The following is a 17862-nucleotide window of genomic DNA, read 5'->3' on the forward strand; positions in this document are numbered from 1 at the left end:
AGGGAAAAAGGAAAGCTCATTAGCCACAGATGGAAACTAACGTTCCATTTATGAAAGCTAATATTGATATAGGAATAGCAAAACAGGTGCACAACATTAACGTACTACAGCGCATATTCTTTTCTTTACAGTAACTTAAGCAATGCAAACGAGAAGAGTAATCAGTTGCGTATTCGGCACGAGAGTGTGAGCTACATTAGAAAGTGCGAATTAAGGAAAGCGTGACCAGTATCATAGTTATGAATTCACATACTATTTACATGGCATTTCTGCAGTAAATGATTATTTAGGCAATCCAATTTACCAGATTAATACCAAGTGCTTTTTAGGAGTGATATTTGGTTCAATTGTTAATCGAATGAACTCACTAAAACGAAACGAGCGCTACTTAACTAGCGCTCGCTACCAGAAACCAATGGCTCAATGCTACATTCTCATCCCGCCATCCACTTCGAGCACTCGCCCTGTGAAGTAGTCGTTTTCAAGAATGTATTTCACGGCATGAGCAATCTCACTCGTCTCCCCCATCCTACCGACGGGTATCATCTTTTGCAGTCGGTCTATGGCTTCTGGTTTCATTTGATCTGCCATTGCCGTTTTGACGACACCGGGCGCAATAGCCGCAGAGCGAATACCATATCTGGCGAGTTCTCTTGCCCATGTTGTTGCCATGGTTGCGACGGCAGCTTTCGATGCAGAGTAATTGGTTTGCCCAATATTGCCCGCTCTCGCCACGCTAGAGATGTTAATGATGGCACCCTTCGAGCCACTCTCGATCATTTTGACTGCCGCTTCTCGACCACACAAGAAGGTGCCCGTGACGTTGACGTTCATTACTAGGTTGAACTGCTCAAGCGACATCTTGGTGATCTCGCCATCTTTGGCTTTGACTAACAACCCATCTCGCAAGACGCCAGCGTTATTAACTAAGCCATTTAGCTGCCCAAAGTCTTGAAGAATCTCATTAAAGGTATCCTCCACTTCAGATTCATTGGTGACATCAAGTCGATAGATCAATGCTTTGGCACTGAGCATCCGGCATTGTTCTTGGGTATTCAGCAGTCCCGTTTCGTTAACATCTAGCAATGCTAAATCCGCGCCCGCTTGAGCAAGGCTGACCGCCATCATCTGTCCTAGTCCTTGCCCCGCACCTGTGATTGCAATGACACTGTTTTTTAAATCCATATCTGTACTCCATTACTGGATAACTTCCATGCTCAAACGCCTGATAGGAAATATCTCCGTTAGCCCTTCTGGTTCTTATAGAATTCAAACAAGCTAGAGAAATCGAGTTCGGCATGACCTGCTGCGTTATGGAATGCATAAAGGTTACGAGCCAAAGAGCCCATCGGAACAGAAGAGTTGGTTTGCAGCGCCGAATCCAAGCCTAGGCCAAGATCTTTGAGCATCAACTTGCTCATAAAGCCGGGATTGTATTGATTACTCGCTGGCGCAGAATCCATCACGCCGGGGCATGGGTTATAGAGCTCTAACGCCCAGTTTCGACCAGAGCTTTGCAGCATGATATTGGATAAGACTTTCGGGTCGAGACCATGGTCAATGCCGAGATTGAGCGCCTCGCAGGTTCCCGACATCAAAATGCCCAACATCAGGTTATTACAGATTTTTGCCATCTGACCGTCGCCCGCTTTACCAGCGTGGAACACGTTCTTGCCCATGTATTGCAAGATCGCATTGGCTTTAGAGAACGCTTCATCCGAGCCACCAACAATAAAGGTCAGCGTTGCTGCTTTTGCGCCTGCTACACCACCAGAGACGGGAGAATCGACAAACAACAATCGTTTGTTCTGAGCTTCGTTCGCCACCAAGCGAGCAGAATCTGGATCGATGGTCGAACAGTCAATCAGCAATGCGTTGTCCTGCACAATGTTAAGCAGACCGACACCACCGTGTAAATCCCCCAAGTACACCGCGCGCACGTGTGCACCTGCAGGTAGCATGGTGATGATGGTTCCCGCGCCATCCACGGCTTCTTCTAACGTGCTAGCTACCACCGCGCCAAACGGTTCAAGTTGCTTCGCCGCGTTCACATCCACATCGAACACTTGCACATGAAACCCTGACGCCAATAGGTTTTGTGCCATTGGACTGCCCATGTTGCCTAAGCCAATAAATGCAATGGTACTCATGTTGTTTCTCCTTATTTTCCTAGCTGTGCAAGCGGATGTTCCTCTTCTGACCAAAGAGAAGTGAACAAGGTATCGATGACGCTCTCATCGACTTCACTGACGCTGTTAAACATCCATTTTGGATTGCCGTCTTTATCAACTAATCGAGAGCGCACGCCCTCTTCAAACTCACCGAGTAATGCGCTGCGAACTGACAAGGTTAGCTCTAGACGGAAACAATCCGCCAACGACAAACGGTGGTACTCTTTGACTTGTCTAAAACAGATATGTGCCGTGATCGGACTGCCCGCAACAAACGATTTTTGTGCGTTCTCAAGCCATTGAGTCTCGCCTTCCATTGCTTGAATGCGTTGGGCTATCTGATTTAAGTCATAGCCTTTGCAGGCTTCTTTAATTTGATCGAGATAAGGGCAAACCAGTGTTGTCGGCTTGCTGTCGATGACTTGCTCTTCCATCAATTGAAGTAACGCACTGACGAGCGATTTGGCATCGGCAGAACCCCAAGCGACTTGTTTCAGCTCTTCTAATAGTGCCGGATATTGCTCTTCCAGCAGCAACCACTCTGCCAACCCGATAGTGACAGCGTCACTTGAATTCACCATTGCGCCAGTTAGACCGAGAAACAGACCTACCTCTCGGTCGATTTGACTTAAGAACCAAGTGCCACCTACGTCTGGGTAAAGCCCGATATTGATCTCTGGCATCGCGAGACGAGATTTAGGCGTGACGACCCTGTGGCTGGTGCCCATAAACAATCCCATGCCGCCGCCCATCACAATGCCCTCTCCCCAGCCAATGATTGGCTTTTGGTAGGTATGAATCAGGTAGTCGCATTCGTACTCAAGCGAGAAGTAGTTAGAACAGAACTCGGCAGTTTCTTCTTTACTTTTCTCGTGCATGACGTGGTACATGGTTCGTACATCGCCCCCTGCACAAAACGCTTTTTCACCCGCTCCATTGAGGATGACACACACCAAATCAGGGTCATCTTGCCATTCGATAAGTTGGTCGTTGAGCTCTGCCAGCATGTCGTAAGTCAACGCATTCAAAGAAGCCGTGTTGTCTAACGTCGCGATACCAATTCGGTGCACGCCGTCTAAGCAATCTATTTCGCTAATGGTTACTTTCCCTGTCATGCGACCTCCTATTGATTCTTCCAGTTGGGTTTACGTTTTTCTAAGAAGGCACGAACCCCCTCGGTTTGATCTTCGGTATCGAATAAGTTTAGAAACAGTTCTCGCTCTTTAATCAGACCATGTTTGAGTGGCGCTGAGCGCATGTTTTGGATAAGCGCTTTACATGCGGTTACCGAGGACGGCGATTGATTGGCAACCGATTCTGCAAGCTCAATGGCTTTATTAAGCGCTCCACCTTTTTCCACCACTTCTTCCGCTAAGCCAAGTTCTCGCGCTTGTGCTGCACCGACTTGTTCGCCGCACAATATGATGCGTTTCGCCCAACCTTCACCGACCAATGCGGTTAGGTTTTGCGTACCACCAGCACAAGGCAGTAAGCCCACTTTCGCCTCTGGCAGTGCCAGTACGGCTTGCTCTTCCACTACACGAATATCACACGCCAACGCGACTTCTAATCCGCCTCCCATGGCATAACCGTTGATGGCTGCGATGGAAACCCCTCGAAATGCAGAGAGCGTTTCAAAGGCTTCGCCAAAGATACGCGCCATCTCTAACGCCACCGCTTTATCGCCATCGGCAAACAACTTGAGGTCTGCCCCTGCAGAGAAAAACTTCTCTCCATTCCCCGTGAGTACTAGAGCGTAAACGTCTTTATTGTCGTTTAGCGTCAGCACTAGCTCTTTCAATGCCGTTAAGCTTTGTGACGTCCAAGTATTGGCGGGCGGGTTGTTCATGGTCACCACCGCAACGTGATTGCTGATGGTGTGTTGAATCGCTTGTTGTTCTGGTAATGACATATCTCTGAATCCTTTCTTGATGAAAATGACCTGAGCTTTATGAATAAAAGCAGAGCTTGTCGGCCCATTTATAACAATGCCGACTCCTCTGCGAGCAATCGACGTGCGATGATCAAACGCATGATCTCGTTGGTGCCTTCCAAAATTTGGTGCACTCGAACATCACGGAAATAGCGTTCCATTGGGTATTCTTTGATGTAACCATAGCCACCGTAAAGTTGCAGCGCTTGGTCACAGACTTGAAAGCCGACATCGGTTGCAAAGCGTTTTGCCATGGCACAATAAGTCGTGGCGTCTGGGTCACCTCGGTCTAACTTGCTAGCGGCGTACCGCACCAGTTGGCGAGCAGCGACAAGCTCGGTTGCCATGTCTGCCAGTTTGAATTGCAATGCTTGGAATTGAGCTAATGATTTGCCAAACTGTTTGCGCTCTTGCATGTACTGCGCCGCTTGATTCAACGCTTGTTGAGCCGTACCGACAGAACACGTAGCAATGTTAATGCGCCCGCCATCCAAACCTTTCATAGCGAACACAAACCCTTGTCCTTCTTCACCGAGCAAATGTGACGCAGGAATAGAAACATTGTCGAACGTTACCGCGCGTGTTGGCTGACTATTCCAACCCATTTTCGGCTCTTTACGTCCGTAGCTAATCCCTTCTGCATCGGCCGGGACAACAAATGCAGATACGCCTTTCGCGCCAGCATCGCCGGTTCTCGCCATCACGACTAAAACGTCGGTATCGCCTGCGCCAGAAATAAAGGTTTTGCCGCCGTTGAGTATGTAGTTATCGCCTTGTTTAGTTGCAGAAGTCGTTAGAGATGCCGCGTCCGAACCTGCGTTTGGCTCGGTTAAACAGTAAGAACCGAGAAATTCACCCGTAATAAGTTTTGGGCAGAACGCGTCTTTTACTTCATCGGTCGCAAAGCTCGCGACCATCCAAGTCACCATGTTGTGAATGGTCATAAATGCGGTGGTCGATGTGCACCCCATAGAGAGCTGCTCGAAAATGATAGACGCATCTAACCGGCTTAAGCCCAAACCGCCTTGTTCTTCTGGGGTATAGAGGCTCAAGAAACCGAGTTCTCCTGCCTCTCGTAGGATGTCTTTCGGGAAGATTTGTTTCTCATCCCACTCTGCTGCCATTGGCGCTAAACGCTCTGCCGCAAACTGCTGAGCCGTGTCGGCAAACATACGTTGATCTTCGTTGAGTTCAAAATCCATATGAGCTCCTTACTTCGTTAGCGCAAGTTAATGGTGAGGTTTGGACCAGTTGGGATATCGTCATCAAACCAACGAGCCGTCACAGTTTTGGTCTCAGTGTAGAAGCGCACCGCTTGTTTGCCGTAGGCGTGCAAATCACCGTAAAAGCTGCCGCGCCAACCCGTAAACGAGAAGAATGGCAAAGGCACTGGAATCGGCACGTTCACACCTACCTGACCGACCTGAATCTCATGTTGATACTTTCTCGCCGCCGCACCATTCGCAGTGAAGATGGAAGTACCGTTGCCGTATGGGTTGCGATTCACGAGCTCTATCGCTTCTTGTAACGTGTCGACCTCAATACACACCAAAACAGGTCCGAAGATTTCTTGGGTGTAAATCGACATCTCGGTAGTGACGCCGCTGAATAAAGTCGGACCGACCCAGTTACCTTCTGGGAAGCCCTCTACTTCACATTGGCTACCATCAAGTTCACACACCGCCCCTTGTTGTTTGCCTTCTTCAATCAAACCGAGCACACGCTGTTTTGCTTGTGCGCTGATCAAAGGACCATACGCGGCATTCTCGTCATCCCAAGCGCCAGGATGCACTTTCGCCATTTCTTGTTTTAAATCGGCAATCCACTCTTTAGAACTGCCTACAAACACAGCGACAGATATCGCCATGCAACGTTGTCCTGCTGCGCCAACCGAAGAACCCACTAAGTTGTTCATCACTTGGTTTTTGTTCGCATCTGGCATCACTACCATATGGTTTTTCGCCCCAGCAAAAGCTTGAACACGTTTGAAGTTCTGCGTGCCTGTGGTGTAAATGTATTGCGCTACGGGTACAGAACCAACGAAAGAAACGGCTTGGATATCGGGATGTTTCAGCAGCAAGTCGACCTGCTCTTTACGACCGTGCACGATTTGTAACACACCTTTTGGTGCACCCGCTTCTTCGAACAGCTCAGCCAAGCGAATTGACGTGAGAGGCACTTGCTCAGAAGGCTTAAGGACAAAGGTATTACCGCTCGCAATCGCAATTGGGAACATCCACAAAGGGATCATGGCGGGGAAGTTAAATGGCGTAATACCGCAGCACACCCCAAGCGGTTGGATCAGCGAATAACTGTCGATATCAGTCGCAACGTTCTCGACGGTTTCTCCCATCATGTTGCTGGCGATATTGGCGGCTTGCTCTACGACTTCGATCCCACGCCACACATCCCCTTTTGCATCCGCAAAGATCTTGCCTGTTTCATGAGAAAGTAGCGTCGCCAGTTCATCGTGATGTTCTTTCAGTAGATGTTGATAGCGTAGCATCAAGCGAGCGCGCTCAGAAACGGCGACATCTTTCCAACAGGTAAAGGTGGCTTTTGCACTTTCAATTGCCGCGTGCATCTCTTCATCCGTAGCACACGGCAAGCGCGCAATCACTTCATTGGTAGCAGGGTTTGTGACTTCTACCCAATCCGTTGCTTGAGATTCACGAAACTCACCATCGATGAATAAGGGAACCGTGCGAGTCATAATCTAGTCCTTCTTTACGTTATTTGATAATTGGATTTAAAGCGGTATCTCGATACCAATGGCAGTGGCTTCACCACCACCGATACACAGTGATGCAACACCTCGCATCACCTTTTTATTGTTGTTGTCACCATCTACACCAAGCGTTTGCAGTTGGCGTAGACTATGAATGAGGGTCACCAAAATACGTGCTCCGCTCGCACCAATTGGATGCCCAAGCGCACACGCCCCACCTTTGATGTTTACTTTGTCTGTATCGATGCCCAATTGACGTACCGCAATTTGCGTAACAACGGCGAACGCTTCGTTGATCTCCCAAAGATCAACCTCGTCTACTGACCAATCGAGTTGAGATAACAACTGCTCCATCGCAAAGACAGGGGCGAGGGTAAATTCAGCAGGCTTTCTGGCGTGGGTTGAGTGCCCTTTGATGATTGCTAATGGCGCTAACCCTTGATGCTGTGCGACTTGAGAATCCATCAATACTAACGCCGCAGCCCCATCAGAAATCGCACTAGAGTTTGCTGCGGTCACTGAGCCATTCTTATCAAAAGCAGGTTTGAGTTGAGGGATCTTGTCGAGCTTAATCGAGCGTGGATGCTCGTCATAATCCAATGTTGAAGTGCTATGACGAGTCGTGATTTCTATCGGCGAGATCTCGCCGTCAAACAGATGCTGCTCTTGCGCTTCCAATGCTCTTGTCGCAGATAGGATCGCCCATTCATCCATTTGTTCACGGGTAAATTCAGAACGATCAGCCGTTTGCTGCGCATAGACTCCCATCAAATGCCCTTCATACGCATCTTGAAGACCGTCGAGAAACATGTGGTCATAGATAGATTGGTGACCCATTCGCATGCCGTTACGTGCTTCTTTAAGCAGGTACGGCGCATTAGTCATGCTTTCCATACCACCAGCAATGGCACTGCGAATGCTGCCCGCTTTGATAAGATCGTGAGCTAACATGACGCTTTTCATGCCAGAGCCACACACTTTGTTGATGGTGGTACAGCCCGTTGTCAGCGGAAGATCTGCACCTAGTGCTGCTTGTCTGGCTGGTGCTTGTCCGCACCCCGCAGGTAATACGCAGCCCATGTAGAGTTCGTCGACTTCGCTAACACCACTCGCATCCATTGCCGCTTTGATAGCAAATGCCCCTAATTGAGGCGCTGAATAACCTTGTAACTGACCTTGAAAGCGCCCGATTGGCGTTCGCTTTGCACTGACAATCCAGATGTCGTTTCCCATGATCTCGTCCCTTCTGACGATAATTCACAGTTCACGAACTCATCCCTCACACCTGCTACCACGGAGCTTTCACATAAAATGTGGTGTCACTCCAGCCTCTCATAAAACGATGAATTTTCGCACTGTGATTTCTTGACGTTTACGTAAGCATAGCACTAACATTTACGTTAACGTAAAGAAACACATTAATAACAACACAAATTTACTCTCATGCTTTTAGCTAGCCCGTTTAGTTCAAGGCTTGAAGGGATTTTAAGAAGCCAAAACTATTCATTAGAGGGAAAAACCGAGTGGATAAATTCAAGATAAGTGACCTCGCCAAAGAGTTCGACATCACGACCCGAAGCATTCGTTTTTATGAGGATGTCGGGCTGATAGAGCCGGAACGAAAAGGCAATATTCGTGTATACCAACGCAGAGATAAGATCCGTCTAAAGTTGATTTTACGTGGTAAGCGATTGGGCTTTTCGCTTGCGGAAATTCGAGAGTTGTTCGAGCTGTACGATACCCAACAAAGCGATGGTCAGCTGCTTAAAATGCTAACCATCATTGATGAAAAACAAGCGCACTTACAGCAGCAACTGGATGATATTAGCGTTGTAATGAACGAGCTAGAAACAGCCAAAGAGCGATGTAAACAAGCGCTAAGCGACAATAAAGCTAACAGCCAATAACTACAAACTTATAACTACTAAAACAAGAATAACCATAATTTCCAAGCCCAAGCAGTGTAACTCGAACCTTATCCGTACTAATAAACGCAGTACTTTCAACAGGGAAATGTTATGAAAAGCAGCTACACCCCACTCAACTTTGGGCTTGGTGAAACCATCGATATGCTCCGAGACCACGTCAACGCGTTCGCCACCGAGCATATCGCCCCCATCGCCGCAGATATCGACCGAGATAACCAATTCCCCAATCATCTGTGGTCCAAGTTCGGTGAAATGGGCTTGCTTGGCGTAACCGTCGACGAAGAGTTTGGCGGTGCAGGCATGGGCTATCTTGCTCACGTTGTCGCGATGGAAGAGATCAGCCGAGCTTCGGCGTCTGTCGCGCTCAGTTACGGCGCGCATTCCAACCTTTGTGTTAACCAAATCTTTCGCAATGGCTCCCCTGCTCAACGAGAAAAGTACCTACCTAAACTCATCGATGGTTCTCACGTCGGCGCACTAGCCATGAGTGAGCCAAACTCAGGTTCTGATGTGGTTAGTATGCAGCTACGAGCCGAAGATAAAGGCGACCACTATCTGATGAACGGCAATAAAATGTGGATCACCAACGGTCCTGATGCCGATACCTTAGTGGTTTACGCGAAAACCGATCCCAGTGGCGGGTCTCGCGGCATCACCGCTTTCATTATTGAGCGAGAATTTGAAGGCTTTAGCCATGCGCAGAAACTCGACAAACTTGGTATGCGCGGCTCCAACACCTGCGAATTGGTGTTCCAAGATTGTGTCGTCCCAAAAGAGAATGTGTTAGGCGAGTTAAACCGTGGTGTCGAAGTGTTGATGAGCGGTTTGGATTACGAACGCGTGGTATTAGCAGCCGGTCCACTTGGCATCATGCAAGCCTGTATGGACGAAGTGGTTCCGTATGTTCATGACCGCAAACAGTTCGGCAAATCCATCGGTGAATTCCAACTCGTGCAAGGAAAGCTTGCTGACATGTATTCACGCATGAACGCCGCCAAAGCTTATGTTTATGCAGTCGCAGCCGCCTGTGACCGAGGTGAATGCACGCGTAAAGACGCCGCTGGCGTGATCCTTTACAGCGCCGAACTTGCCACACAAATGTCGCTCGATGCTATTCAACTACTAGGCGGCAATGGCTACATCAACGAATACGCGACTGGGCGTTTGCTCCGTGATGCCAAACTGTATGAGATTGGTGCTGGCACCTCTGAAATTCGCCGCATGCTGATTGGACGAGAGTTGTTCGAAGAGTCTCGCTAACCCACCGACAAGGAAGTCACTATGGCAATCATTAAAAGCAAAACCAAGCCAACCGACGAACTGTTTTTGTCGAATAAAGCGGTCATGACCGAGTTGGTAAACAACCTTAATGCCAATATAAAAGCCATCAAGCAAGGTGGTGGACAAAAAGCCATCGACCGCCAACGCCTGAAAGGGAAACTGCCCGTTCGTGAGCGCGTCATGCATCTTTTGGATGAAGGCAGCGAGTTTCTTGAAGTCGGACAATTCGCCGCGTGGAACGTCTATGAAGAATCGATTCCATGCGCAGGTGTCGTCGCGGGCATCGGCACCATTGAAGGTATTCAATGTATGGTGATCGCCAACGATCCTTCCGTCAAAGGCGGCACCTACTACCCGCTCACAGTGAAAAAGCATCTGCGCGCGCAAGAGATTGCCCAACGTTGCCAACTACCTTGCGTCTATTTGGTGGATTCTGGTGGCGCGAACCTCCCTCATCAAGCTGAAGTCTTTCCTGATAAAGAGCACTTTGGGCGTATCTTCTTCAATCAAGCCAGAATGTCGGCACAAGGCATACCTCAAGTCGCGGTTGTAATGGGGCTTTGTACCGCAGGCGGCGCTTATGTACCTGCGATGGCAGACGTTTCCATTATGGTCAAAGAGCAAGGCACCATCTTCTTAGCAGGTCCCCCGCTGGTAAAAGCCGCTACGGGAGAAATCGTCACCGATGAAGAATTAGGCGGTGCCGATGTGCATTGTCGTAAGTCCGGCGTTGCCGATTATTACGCAGAGAACGACCAACACGCATTGCAACTTGCACGCGAAGCCATCTCCAATACCAACCAATCACTCCCAGTTCAAAGCGACAAACCGGTTTTACCACCACGTTACGACGCTGAAGAAATGTACGGCATCGTCAATGCGAATCTGCGCTTGTCTTTTGATGTTAGAGAGATCATCGCTCGTGTGGTTGATGACTCAGACTTCGATGAGTTCAAAGCACTTTATGGCAAGACCTTAGTATGTGGCTTCGCACGAATCCACGGCACTCTGATTGGCATTGTGGCGAACAACGGCATCTTGTTTTCTGAGTCATCACAGAAAGGCGCGCACTTTATTGAGTTGTGTGCCAAACGCAAAATTCCCCTACTGTTTTTGCAAAACATCACTGGGTTTATGGTGGGCAAAAAGCTCGAGGCGGAAGGCATTGCCAAACACGGCGCGAAATTGGTGATGGCGGTTGCGTGTGCGGATGTGCCTAAGTTTACCGTGATCATTGGCGGCTCTTACGGTGCCGGCAATTACGGTATGTGTGGTCGTGCTTATGACCCGACCATGATGTGGATGTGGCCAAACGCACGAATCTCGGTAATGGGCGGAGAACAAGCCGCTGGCGTGCTCACTCAAGTGCGTCGAGAAGTGAAAAAACGCCAAGGTGAAGAATGGCCAGAGCCCGAAGAAAGTGCATTCCGAGAATCTATCGTAGACTTGTATGAGTCTCAGGGGCATCCCTACTACGCCAGCGCGCGTTTATGGGATGACGGCATCATCGACCCAAAAGAGACGCGTCAAGTATTGGCTCAAGCCTTAAAAGCCGCGCTCAATGCGCCAATTCCTGACAGCAACTTTGGCATATTCAGAATGTAGCAATGTAGAGAAGAAAGGACGTCACATGCAGGATCATCAACCGAGTATTATCCCCAATACCCAACGACAAGATGAAGTACTTTGGAACGTCGATGAATTCGGCGTCGCAACGCTTACGCTCAATCGCACAGAGAAGCACAATGCGTTTGATGCCTGCATGATTGATCTGCTGATCCACAGGCTGGACTACCTCGCCTTGCGTACCGATGTTCGATGCTTAGTGCTTCGAGGAAACGGCAAACATTTCTCCTCTGGTGCTGATTTGAATTGGATGAAATCCATGGCAAGTAGCACCAGAAAGCAAAACCTAGAAGACGCGCAGAACCTTGCACGTCTGATGCATACATTGGACGCTTTCCCTCAGCCTACTATTGCGGTTGTGCAAGGTTCCGCTTTTGGTGGCGCATTGGGCTTGATCTGTTGCTGTGATATCGCCATCGCAGCGGAGAATGCGAACTTCTGCTTGAGTGAAGTCAAACTGGGGCTGGTTCCAGCAACCATCTCTCCTTATGTCATGCGAGCAATGGGCAACCGACAAGCTCGTCGTTACATACTCAGCGCCGAAGTGATTAACGCCGCTAAGGCTGAAAAGTTTGGCATTGTGCATGAGGTTCATAAGCTGGATAAAATCGAAGCCGTGGTAGAAAGCTTGATTGATTCTTTGCTGCTCAATAGCCCAGATGCGATGCGAAAAGCCAAAGCGTTATGTCATCAATGCCACCAAAATCCGATTGATGGTCAGCTTATCCAATACACGAGCCAGCTCATCGCCGACATTCGCGTATCGCCGCAAGGACAAGATGGCTTGCAAGCCTTTCTAGAGAAACGAGAACCGGGCTGGATAAACAAGCCAACTAAGGGCAAGAAATGAATTTGCCAAACAAGGTAAACATTGTCGAAGTGGGTGCGAGAGACGGTCTGCAAAACGAATCACCGGTGTCCACGCAGGCCAAGATCCGCTTAATCGACCTGCTCTCGGATACAGGGCTCACCCATATTGAGGCAGGCTCTTTTGTGTCGCCTAAATGGGTACCTCAAATGGCGGATTCACTCGATGTGATGAAGAAAATCACCCGCCGCCACAACGTCATCTACTCAGCACTAACGCCTAATGTGCAAGGCTTTGAAAAAGCGCTTGAAGCAGGCGCTAAGCAAGTCGCCATCTTCACCTCCTCATCGGAGGGCTTTTGCCGACACAACATCAATTGCTCGATTGCGGAAAGCCTCACCCGCTTTGAGCCGGTAATGGAATTGGCAGTAACCCATAACATTCCCGTTCGAGGTTACTTATCTTGCGTGGCAGACTGCCCTTACGATGGATCAACCAAACCAGAACAAGTGGCAAGAGTCGCTAACCTGCTGATGGAATTAGGCTGCTATGAGGTTTCGCTTGGAGACACCATAGGTACAGGCACGCCGATACGCATCGCTAAAATGTTAGAAGCCGTACTAGTGAAAGTCCCAACCGATAAGCTCGCTGTGCATTTCCACGACACATGGGGACAAGCATTGGCGAATATCTACCAAGCCTTAACGATGGGCATCAATACCATCGATAGTAGTGTGGCTGGGCTTGGTGGCTGCCCTTATGCTCATGGCGCGTCAGGTAATGTTGCTACCGAAGATGTGCTCTACCTTTGCCAAGGCTTAGGAATCGAGACCGGAGTAGATTTGGAGCTGCTTGCCAAAGCAGGATGGATGATCAGTGAAGAGTTAAACCGCCAACCGACCTCAAAAGTCTCGCTGGCGTTAAAGCAGCGTTAGATCTCGTAATTCGCTTTGATACCGATATCGAAATGCAGCGGCATACGCCACTTAGCAAAAGACAGGAAACCCATTACCAAACCAGCCAACAACATAGTAATGGCAGCAAGGATTGGAAGGTTAAACCATAATGCAAACGTTGCTACAGCGAGAAACGCGGGCACCATTCTCAAGCCTGGCACTTTAAAGCAAAAAGACTCTTTAAGCGCAATACCCGAAAAGGTCACAAAGATAAAGCCAAGCCCTAACCAAGTGCGCTGAAACTCCAAGTCACTCACCATCAATACCAAGCCAATCCAAGATGCCCAACTGATCACGGCACGTACGTGTTTGCTGTAAACGTGAACGTTCGCGGCAGATAATGCACCAGCCACACAAAGCGCAATGACTGAGGTTTGGTAAACCAACGGTGAACCAGAAATTGCACCAGAGATAAGAACCGAAAAAACAAGCAGCGCCATTGCAAACAAAGTAATACCAAAGCGATACAAGCACACGCTGATTTTATCGAGTGAATCCAGCGTCTCTTGATGTTCTGTGTTTGCCATGGAAAGCATCCTGCCTAAAAATGAAAAGGAACAAAAAGCCAACGAGGGTGAAATCGTTGGCTCTATAAACTTAATTACGCCCGTTTGGGAAAGCGAAGTTTACCGCCAGTTCGGTAGATCACCAAAGAGAATAAGATAAGTGCGCAGCCGACAAGTTTATTAGAGGTCAGCACTTCGCCATACCAAATCACACTTAGAATTACAGTCCACACGGGTTCAAGGATCATAATCAGTGCAGCGTTACCCGCTTGGACAAACTTTTGCCCCATGGTTTGCATCACGTAACGCAAACTGGTTGCCAAAAGCGTGCTCAACGCAAACCAAATCCAAATTGATGTGCTTACCTCTGTTGGCACCGTTTCCACCAAAGATGAAATCAGCAAACCAATCAAGCCCGTGACAAAAAGCTGAATACACGTTAGCAACAACACAGGCAATTTTTGCGAATACTTGCTGTTTACGTTGAAGTGCAGAGCGAGCATCAAAGCCGCGCCCAAAAACCAAAGCTGACTGCTAGATTGTTGCCAACCACCAGCCAAAGACAAACATCCTAGACCAAGAATCGCGATCGGGAGTGACACCCAAAAAATTCGTTGAGGTCTTTGACGAAACATAATCCACGCGACAATGGGTACGAAAAGCATCGACAGGCTCATGATGAATGCGCCCTCACCTAGCGTGTCACTGATTGAAATCGCGTAGATCCAACACATCAGTGCGCCACCCAAAAGCACACCCACGCCTGCCGCGGCAAAAATATCTTTCTTATTAGCAGCGCGAAGCGGTTTGATACACAGAGGCAGCAAACACAGTGAAGCGATGGTGAATCGCAGACCGATAAATCCGAATGGTGGGAGACCTTGAATGGTTTCTTTGGAGAAGATCCACCCTAATGCCGCGATCATCGTAGTAGCGACGAGCACGAATGCAGCTTTGCGTTCTGAGTTAAGCATAATTACTCACAAAAAAAGACCCTGCGAGGGATTCGTCAGGGGTTTATTTATCATTGATTTTAATGTGTGATAGCTAGTTATATTTGCATCGCAAATGCTGACAGGGTGTTAATACCCAAGTGACTTCAAGGTGCAAAATTCAGAGCGTGGTCACTGATTCAAGTTCAAGGAAAATAACGCAGCGGAATAGCTAGCTCTTTCCAAGTTATTTGACGCAGAAATTGCTTCAGTGACACGCTCCCGAAGGGCGAGTTGCCTTGGCTCGTATACTTTGTTAACGATTTTTTACTTAGGCCCACTAAGTCTTCAAGTCGTTGTCTCGTCTACAAACCAAATCATTCTCGCTGAATAAAGCACCTTGAGGTTACTTGGGTATATAAATGGGGAAGTTAACGTTTGCGAAACGCTCACAGTATACATTGCGACATGCTTCCCATCGAGTAAATTGCTGTGAAATCCCTTCATTATTTTTGTGGTTTATGTGGTTAACGAAAACGCTCACAATCAGGTTTTAGTTCAAATAATATACGGAATAATCTCATCATCTATTAGTGTTCAAAATGCTAAAATCGAAACACAGTAGAACAGACGACAGGAGGTGCTTTATGAGACACTCAACCGTACTCTTTTTCATTCTGATCGCCCTACTTATTCTCGCGCCAATGGTGCTTGGTTCGTTGTTTAATCTTGTCTCTTCATTACGCATCGGAAGCATCGAGGCGGACCCAATTTCCATCACTCATATCTACGATATGATGATGTACCGTGGACGTTAGTTTGTTTTTATAACTCTCTCTTTCACAACCGCTCTTGCCTCAAATCATAAGCGGTTTTCAATTTCACGCCTTCTTTCCAAAACCGCCACTTAAAGCCTCTAATTCAATAAAACTCACCACTTTTCACATGTGTATCGCTAAGCGATTCTTTTCACTTTAGTTTTATTGAGATTGATTTTGTCCAATCCACAAGCCTCACACGTATTAGTAATTAAATTCACAACTAAATCGGCTCGTACGTAGCGATATTGCCAGTACCTGCTTACTCTTTAACCTACAACTATAAAAAATACGCCAGTGCATTCACGCCACCAATAACAGTGAAAATCTGGAATATCAGCGCCCAAGTTAGTGAAACACGCATTCAAATTACTAGGGAATCAGTGATGAGATTAAAGAACACCCAAAACATGAGCGCAGCTTTGAGGACGGCTCTCGTCGCCACTGTGTGCTTCTCTCCCCTCACCTTTGCTGCAGAAGGTGATGAGCAATTCGAAGTCGGCAAAGAAAAAGCGAAAGTTTGTATGACTTGTCATGGTGTCGATGGCATATCGACCATTGATGCATACCCAAACTTACGCGGCCAGAACAAAACCTATTTGATTTCTTCCCTTAAGGACTACAAAGCAAGGGAGCGAACCAGTGGTCTCGCGGTGCTGATGCAACAGCAGGCCGATGCTCTTTCTGATCAAGACATTGAAGACATTGCCCACTATTACTCTCAGCTAGGCATAGAAGCTCAACCTTAAACGAGGAGCGTTCTAATGGAACAAGCAGCAACTCAATACAACACCAAAGTTGTGAAGTATTTTGTGTTGGCATCGTTAGTTTGGGCTATCGTCGGGATGATCATTGGTGTGATCCTCGCGGCACAGTTGTATTGGCCAGTACTTAACTTCGATTCTCAATACTTCCAATTCGGTCGACTCAGACCACTACACACTTCCGGCGTAATATACGGCTTTGTAGTCAACATTTTGATGGGTACCTCTCTCTACATCGCTCAACGCACCGGTCGCTGTAACCTCTTTAACCAAAGCTTATCTTGGATGGTTTTCTGGGGTTGGCAACTGGTACTCTTTTTGGCGTTAATCAGTCTGCCCGCAGGCTACACCACATCAAAAGAGTACGCTGAGTTAGAGTGGCCAATAGACCTATTGATCGTCTTAGTCTGGGTGCTCTACGCCGTGTTGTTTTTTGGCACGATTGCGAAGCGGAAAGTTGACCATATCTTCGTTGCCAATTGGTTCTTCGCTGCCTTTATCATTGTGATAGCGATGATCTTCATCGTGAACAATCTCGCCATGCCCGTCTCTTTGATGAAGTCCTATTCCGTCTTCGCCGGAGCGCAAGACGCCATCGTTCAATGGTGGTGGGGTCACAATGCCGTGGGCTTCCTACTGACTGCTGGTGTGATTGGTATGAACTATTACTTCATACCAAAAGCCGCAGACCGCCCTATTTACTCTTACCGTTTGTCTGTCATCCACTTCTGGGGCTTGGTTGGTTTTTACACTTGGGCAGGTACCCACCATTTGGTTTATTCATCGGTACCTATTTGGGTGCAAAACATCGGCATCATCATGTCACTCATTCTTTGGCTCCCATCTTGGGCTGGCGCTTTCAACAGTGCGATGACGCTGCTTCAAAACAAAGAGAAGCTCAAGTCTGACTACATTTGCCTGTTCTTCTTCTCGGCCATTCTTTACTACTGCTTGGCCACATTTGAAGGGCCTCTACTGGCGATTCGCTGGTTCAATATGCTCGCGCACAATACTGAATGGGTCATCGGCCACGTTCATTCCGGTGCATTAGGTTGGGTAGGCATGTCCGGCATTGCGGTGTTCTACCACTTCATCCCACGCCTGTGGAACAAGACAGAACTGTGGTCGAAACGACTGATCAAATGGCACTTCTGGCTTGCCCATGCAGGGGTTGCTATTTATGCCATCGCTCTTTGGGTTGCCGGTATTGGTGAAGGTTACATGTGGCTCACTCAGAACGAGAATGGTGAACTGGTTTACAGCTTTATCGAAGCCATGAACTTTAAAGCGCCATGGTTGTTCTTGCGCTTCTTTGGTGGTGCGCTCTTTGTGCTCGGCTTGTTCCTGATGGCATTCAACTTGTACAAGACCGTACGTTCTCCGTCTGTACTGGTAGCGAAGGAGGCATAAG

At 48.1% G+C, this 17862-nt stretch carries 17 protein-coding genes; 8 read left to right on the forward strand and 9 right to left on the reverse strand.

Going from position 1 to position 17862, the window contains the following annotated elements; genetic code table 11:
• Positions 1-426: 426 nt before the first annotated feature.
• From QTO06_RS17025 to QTO06_RS17055, 7 genes are all read right to left on the reverse strand, one after another.
• A complete protein-coding gene (locus QTO06_RS17025) occupies positions 427-1185 on the reverse strand; it encodes an SDR family oxidoreductase (RefSeq protein WP_005443821.1) in 759 nt (252 codons plus the stop codon).
• 59 nt (positions 1186-1244) lie between these two features.
• Positions 1245-2150: a 3-hydroxyisobutyrate dehydrogenase gene (mmsB, locus tag QTO06_RS17030; protein ID WP_331409049.1), complete on the reverse strand. Its 906-nt coding sequence runs from the start codon at positions 2148-2150 to the stop codon at positions 1245-1247.
• Between the two features lie 11 nt (positions 2151-2161).
• Complete coding sequence (locus tag QTO06_RS17035; protein ID WP_331409050.1) at positions 2162-3286, reverse strand: enoyl-CoA hydratase/isomerase family protein; 1125 nt, start codon at positions 3284-3286, stop codon at positions 2162-2164.
• An 8-nt stretch (positions 3287-3294) separates the two neighbouring features.
• Positions 3295-4083, reverse strand: coding sequence for an enoyl-CoA hydratase (locus tag QTO06_RS17040; RefSeq protein WP_331409051.1), 789 nt, complete (start codon positions 4081-4083; stop codon positions 3295-3297).
• 68 nt (positions 4084-4151) lie between these two features.
• Positions 4152-5306 (reverse strand): acyl-CoA dehydrogenase family protein, encoded by a 1155-nt coding sequence (locus QTO06_RS17045; RefSeq protein ID WP_103414064.1) that lies wholly within the window; start codon positions 5304-5306, stop codon positions 4152-4154.
• 17 nt (positions 5307-5323) lie between these two features.
• On the reverse strand, positions 5324-6817 hold the full coding sequence (locus QTO06_RS17050; RefSeq protein WP_258472398.1) for a CoA-acylating methylmalonate-semialdehyde dehydrogenase: 1494 nt from the start codon (positions 6815-6817) through the stop codon (positions 5324-5326).
• A 36-nt stretch (positions 6818-6853) separates the two neighbouring features.
• The gene (locus tag QTO06_RS17055; protein WP_331409053.1) at positions 6854-8065 is read right to left on the reverse strand and encodes a thiolase family protein; all 1212 of its coding nucleotides are present in this window, start codon (positions 8063-8065) and stop codon (positions 6854-6856) included.
• A 290-nt stretch (positions 8066-8355) separates the two neighbouring features.
• On the opposite strand from QTO06_RS17055, the gene QTO06_RS17060 reads away from it, so the two are divergent.
• From QTO06_RS17060 to QTO06_RS17080, 5 genes are all read left to right on the forward strand, one after another.
• A complete protein-coding gene (locus QTO06_RS17060) occupies positions 8356-8739 on the forward strand; it encodes a MerR family transcriptional regulator (RefSeq protein ID WP_005440681.1) in 384 nt (127 codons plus the stop codon).
• A 111-nt stretch (positions 8740-8850) separates the two neighbouring features.
• Positions 8851-10020 (forward strand): isovaleryl-CoA dehydrogenase, encoded by a 1170-nt coding sequence (locus QTO06_RS17065; RefSeq protein ID WP_331409054.1) that lies wholly within the window; start codon positions 8851-8853, stop codon positions 10018-10020.
• Between the two features lie 21 nt (positions 10021-10041).
• Entirely contained in the window at positions 10042-11646 is a 1605-nt protein-coding gene (locus QTO06_RS17070) for a carboxyl transferase domain-containing protein (RefSeq protein WP_331409055.1), read from the forward strand.
• A gap of 25 nt (positions 11647-11671) precedes the next feature.
• Positions 11672-12517, forward strand: a complete 846-nt coding sequence (locus tag QTO06_RS17075; protein ID WP_009696167.1) for an enoyl-CoA hydratase/isomerase family protein — start codon at positions 11672-11674, stop codon at positions 12515-12517.
• Positions 12514-13410, forward strand: a complete 897-nt coding sequence (locus tag QTO06_RS17080; protein ID WP_331409056.1) for a hydroxymethylglutaryl-CoA lyase — start codon at positions 12514-12516, stop codon at positions 13408-13410. The genes QTO06_RS17075 and QTO06_RS17080 overlap by 4 nt, the downstream gene beginning before the upstream one ends.
• On the opposite strand, the gene QTO06_RS17085 is transcribed toward QTO06_RS17080, so the two are convergent.
• Together QTO06_RS17085 and QTO06_RS17090 are read right to left on the reverse strand one after the other, a co-directional pair.
• Entirely contained in the window at positions 13407-13958 is a 552-nt protein-coding gene (locus QTO06_RS17085; protein ID WP_331409058.1) for a DUF2301 domain-containing membrane protein, read from the reverse strand. The genes QTO06_RS17080 and QTO06_RS17085 overlap by 4 nt on opposite strands.
• 74 nt (positions 13959-14032) lie before the next feature.
• Positions 14033-14911, reverse strand: a complete 879-nt coding sequence (locus QTO06_RS17090; RefSeq protein ID WP_039975185.1) for a DMT family transporter — start codon at positions 14909-14911, stop codon at positions 14033-14035.
• Between the two features lie 605 nt (positions 14912-15516).
• On the opposite strand from QTO06_RS17090, the gene QTO06_RS17095 reads away from it, so the two are divergent.
• From QTO06_RS17095 to ccoN, 3 genes are all read left to right on the forward strand, one after another.
• On the forward strand, positions 15517-15687 hold the full coding sequence (locus tag QTO06_RS17095) for a hypothetical protein (protein WP_009704664.1): 171 nt from the start codon (positions 15517-15519) through the stop codon (positions 15685-15687).
• 386 nt (positions 15688-16073) lie between these two features.
• Positions 16074-16436 (forward strand): c-type cytochrome, encoded by a 363-nt coding sequence (locus tag QTO06_RS17100; RefSeq protein WP_331409059.1) that lies wholly within the window; start codon positions 16074-16076, stop codon positions 16434-16436.
• A 15-nt stretch (positions 16437-16451) separates the two neighbouring features.
• Positions 16452-17861, forward strand: coding sequence for a cytochrome-c oxidase, cbb3-type subunit I (gene ccoN / locus QTO06_RS17105; RefSeq protein WP_331409060.1), 1410 nt, complete (start codon positions 16452-16454; stop codon positions 17859-17861).
• Position 17862 lies beyond the last annotated feature (1 nt).

Origin of the sequence: Vibrio sp. M260121 (assembly GCF_036533715.1) — a bacterium.
Classification (GTDB): domain Bacteria; phylum Pseudomonadota; class Gammaproteobacteria; order Enterobacterales; family Vibrionaceae; genus Vibrio.

Excerpts from the sequence above, each read along its gene's own strand:
- QTO06_RS17080 (WP_331409056.1), top strand. The coding sequence starts at position 12,514 with ATGAATTTGCCAAACAAGGTAAACATTGTCGAAGTGGGTGCGAGAGAC.
- mmsB (WP_331409049.1), bottom strand. The coding sequence starts at position 2,150 with ATGAGTACCATTGCATTTATTGGCTTAGGCAACATGGGCAGTCCAATG.
- QTO06_RS17100 (WP_331409059.1), top strand. The coding sequence starts at position 16,074 with ATGAGATTAAAGAACACCCAAAACATGAGCGCAGCTTTGAGGACGGCT.
- QTO06_RS17040 (WP_331409051.1), bottom strand. The coding sequence starts at position 4,083 with ATGTCATTACCAGAACAACAAGCGATTCAACACACCATCAGCAATCAC.
- ccoN (WP_331409060.1), top strand. The coding sequence starts at position 16,452 with ATGGAACAAGCAGCAACTCAATACAACACCAAAGTTGTGAAGTATTTT.
- QTO06_RS17075 (WP_009696167.1), top strand. The coding sequence starts at position 11,672 with ATGCAGGATCATCAACCGAGTATTATCCCCAATACCCAACGACAAGAT.
- QTO06_RS17025 (WP_005443821.1), bottom strand. The coding sequence starts at position 1,185 with ATGGATTTAAAAAACAGTGTCATTGCAATCACAGGTGCGGGGCAAGGA.
- QTO06_RS17070 (WP_331409055.1), top strand. The coding sequence starts at position 10,042 with ATGGCAATCATTAAAAGCAAAACCAAGCCAACCGACGAACTGTTTTTG.
- QTO06_RS17050 (WP_258472398.1), bottom strand. The coding sequence starts at position 6,817 with ATGACTCGCACGGTTCCCTTATTCATCGATGGTGAGTTTCGTGAATCT.
- QTO06_RS17095 (WP_009704664.1), top strand. The coding sequence starts at position 15,517 with ATGAGACACTCAACCGTACTCTTTTTCATTCTGATCGCCCTACTTATT.
- QTO06_RS17045 (WP_103414064.1), bottom strand. The coding sequence starts at position 5,306 with ATGGATTTTGAACTCAACGAAGATCAACGTATGTTTGCCGACACGGCT.
- QTO06_RS17055 (WP_331409053.1), bottom strand. The coding sequence starts at position 8,065 with ATGGGAAACGACATCTGGATTGTCAGTGCAAAGCGAACGCCAATCGGG.
- QTO06_RS17090 (WP_039975185.1), bottom strand. The coding sequence starts at position 14,911 with ATGCTTAACTCAGAACGCAAAGCTGCATTCGTGCTCGTCGCTACTACG.
- QTO06_RS17085 (WP_331409058.1), bottom strand. The coding sequence starts at position 13,958 with ATGGCAAACACAGAACATCAAGAGACGCTGGATTCACTCGATAAAATC.
- QTO06_RS17065 (WP_331409054.1), top strand. The coding sequence starts at position 8,851 with ATGAAAAGCAGCTACACCCCACTCAACTTTGGGCTTGGTGAAACCATC.
- QTO06_RS17035 (WP_331409050.1), bottom strand. The coding sequence starts at position 3,286 with ATGACAGGGAAAGTAACCATTAGCGAAATAGATTGCTTAGACGGCGTG.